The 2,990-nt window shown below is 48.9% G+C and carries 2 protein-coding genes and 1 pseudogene; all 3 read left to right on the top strand.

Going from position 1 to position 2,990, the window contains the following annotated elements; genetic code table 11:
* Nucleotides 1-1,072: 1,072 nt before the first annotated feature.
* Nucleotides 1,073-1,330, top strand: coding sequence for a hypothetical protein (locus JUK32_RS18810; protein ID WP_204140405.1), 258 nt, complete (start codon nucleotides 1,073-1,075; stop codon nucleotides 1,328-1,330).
* 131 nt (nucleotides 1,331-1,461) lie between these two features.
* Entirely contained in the window at nucleotides 1,462-2,355 is an 894-nt protein-coding gene (locus JUK32_RS18805) for a PRC-barrel domain-containing protein (RefSeq protein ID WP_204140404.1), read from the top strand.
* Between the two features lie 219 nt (nucleotides 2,356-2,574).
* A pseudogene (locus JUK32_RS18800) lies at nucleotides 2,575-2,990 on the top strand (CPBP family intramembrane glutamate endopeptidase); the annotation flags it as partial.

The following is a 2,990-nucleotide window of genomic DNA, read 5'->3' as shown; positions in this document are numbered from 1 at the left end:
GGCTGATTTCGACTCCGCTCAATCAGCAAAATTGCTTGCCAGGTAAGGCGTTGAGGGCTGAGCGAAGTCGAAGCCCGAAGAGATAGATAATTCTGAATTTCTACTTACCTGCAGCGAACGACGTGATCACAGCACAGCACTTCGCTTTACGTCACGTTCGTCTTGCTCTGGCAAGCATGGCAAAAACACTGGCCGTAGCTTGGGTTGGTCAATTAGGAGGAGAAAAATCTGTCTAAAGACTTAACTTCAATAAGTTATATCTTGAATAAAGACCTAAAATACTAAGAATAATCAAGATATTCAACATCTAAATAAGTATATTTACAGGGCATGGAGCTGTGATTCCTTTGTCAGTGATGGTGTCTAGACGATATAAGAGACTAATACCCAACTTTTATCTTTTTTGAAATGTTTGTATCCTGAAAATGAAGCTATTTAGGAAAATATTTTAATTATGGACAATACTCTTTTTGGCAAAGCGATGCGAGCCTATCGGCACTATTGCGATGTGACCAGCAAGCCTTTCATACCTAGATCAAGACAGTTTTCATCTGCTGATGGAGAGATTGTTTATTTATGCTTTAGTCGGAGTGATTACCCGATACAGTATTCGATTATTTCAGATGCAATCATCTCTGCGACCTAATGAGTCGCAGCTAAGGTGAAACTGTGCGATCGCGTCTGTTTCTCCCCCTACGAGAAAACAGAGCCTATGCTCACGGAGAAAATCTTGGCTGCTGTCGCTAGCTGATGACTGGACTGGGCACTTGAAGGTACAAATGCCCAGTCCAGTTGGTGACATCAAACTATTTGAGCCATCGATTCACGCTTCGGCTGGCCGTTATTAAATACCCCAGCCCCTTGACAATCTGGATAAATCGGAAAGCTTTGAACCAAGTCCAAGTTAAAAACTGGAGTGTTGCGTGTTCGGGCAAGCCTCTCCTAACCTCTCCTTGATAAGAAGAGATGCCGCAGGCGGTGAGGTTCGAGCAGAGGCTAAAACTCCACTTCCGAATCTGGATGAGGTTGATAAACCGCTTGCAACATCTAGGTAAAACGCTGATGCGAGGAGATGGCGTTAATTAAGGACAAAAAAATGACGAATACTTTTTTGGAATCGTTTGATCTAAAGAGCTCTAAAGACCGAGACCTGCTTGAGAAAGCTCAGCAAGAACCCGGGATATCCGCTCCAGAAGAAAACGCTGCTTACGCAAATCTGTCTGACAAAGAATTACTGCAAGCCTGGCGAGAAGCCGAATGTGCTAAAGGTGCTGAAGCGGTTGATCTGAGGTTAGAAATCATCCGTCGAGGTCTGACCCCAGACCAGTAATTTTTGTATCTGTACAACATTTTTTGCCTACTGAGGTGCCTCTTCTCACCTGTCAATAACGGGGTGAATTGATGGCTGCACCTCACTCACTACAGAAACGCTGTAGGACTCATAAGATACGGAGAATAAAAATGACCTCTCTTACCACATTCCCTAAAACAACCCTTCAGCAAAGTAGTCTGCTGGGGCGATTGATTTTGAATCACGAAACGACTGAAGAAATTGGCCACGTCAAGGAATTTTGGCTGGACACAACGATTCACCAAGTCATGGCAGTTGTTTCTGAGTCCGGTCTGCTGGGGAGAACCAAGCAGTTTCTCCGATGGGAGCAGGTCGAGGCGATTGGCGAAGATAGTCTGTTAGTTTCTCTCACGTTAGAAGCGTCAGAAGAAACCCCTCAAGGCTCAGAGTTGGTCATTGGGCACGAACTCTGGACTGATGATGGTAATAAAGCCGGAACGATTACCGATTATTGCCTTGACCTGCAAACCGGGGCGGTCGTGGCTTACTTGTTTCACTCAAACGGTTGGCAGGGCCTCACAGATGGCGTTTACGTGTTGCTGCCCGAAGCCGTGCTCAGTACTGGCACTAAGCGATTAATCGCGAAAGCCGATCAGGTGAAAGCGGCAGAGCAATTTTCAGCAGGGCTGAAAGATAAACTCAACCAGGTCACTGAATACCTGAAGAAAGATTTGGCTCGAACCAGGCAAGACATAACGGCTTTGAAGGAAAGTGGCCAGTCCACGGCGGCTCAGGTCAAAGAGAAGACACAGCAAGCTACCGCACACGTGCAAACAACGGTATCGGACATCGCCGAACAAGCCCATGGGGTGACTCAGCAGGTGGTAGACCGGGCTCAATCGACCCTGACGGATGCTGGCGATCGCATCCAACATACGGCCCACGACGTCGCCACGCAGGTGCAGGAAAAGACCAAAACCGCCCAGACGAAATCAGAGAAAAACTCAACATCGCCCACCAAGGAGACGGAGCGTTCAGAGGCAAATCCTTTGGATGATATTTGACCGGGCTAAAGCCTACAGCTGAATGTCTGCAAGATATGAATTAGAAGATAGAAAGGGGGTTTTATGCCCCCAGGGCAATCGCATCCCCCGGCCCAGACTATTGAGTGTTACGAGCAATTGGGACTGCTTAACCCACCCAACACTAAATCGCAGTATCGCAATTATGGCCTAGAGAAGGAGGAAAGCGCGCTGCCCTAAAGTTTAAGCCCAGGATCTCTCATGAAGCAGAGCAACTTACCCGCTACCCAGCCGGATCCTGTGCCCGGGACTGCGATCGCCCCCTTTCTGTTGATGACCTTTGGCATCGCCTGGGGCATTTTGGCGCTGTATATTTTCTGGCCGGGCCCGATGGGGGCTGTCTTTGGCGAGATGAGCGGGCATCATCCGCTCTTTATTCTGGCGGTGTGGGCTCCAGCGATCGCGGCGTTTATTCTGGTCACTCACTACGGCGGGCGGGCGGGCTTACGGCGATTTCTATCGCGAATTTTTCTCTGGCGTTGCCATCCGGCCTGGTATGGCTTTTTACTGGGGCTGCCGTTGATGTTCTACGCGGGGGCTGCCGTCAAGGGCAATCTGTTCACCGCGCCGTTGACGTCCGGGACGGCACTGCTGGCCGCGATCGCCATGACCTTCAT

It is taken from the genome of Halomicronema sp. CCY15110 (genome assembly GCF_016888165.1).
Taxonomy (GTDB): Bacteria; Cyanobacteriota; Cyanobacteriia; order Phormidesmidales; family Phormidesmidaceae; genus Halomicronema.
Note: the sequence above shows the minus strand (reverse complement) of the source record. Positions and strands in the feature narration are given on the sequence as shown.

Excerpts from the sequence above, each read along its gene's own strand:
- JUK32_RS18805 (WP_204140404.1), top strand. The coding sequence starts at position 1,462 with ATGACCTCTCTTACCACATTCCCTAAAACAACCCTTCAGCAAAGTAGT.
- JUK32_RS18810 (WP_204140405.1), top strand. The coding sequence starts at position 1,073 with ATGGCGTTAATTAAGGACAAAAAAATGACGAATACTTTTTTGGAATCG.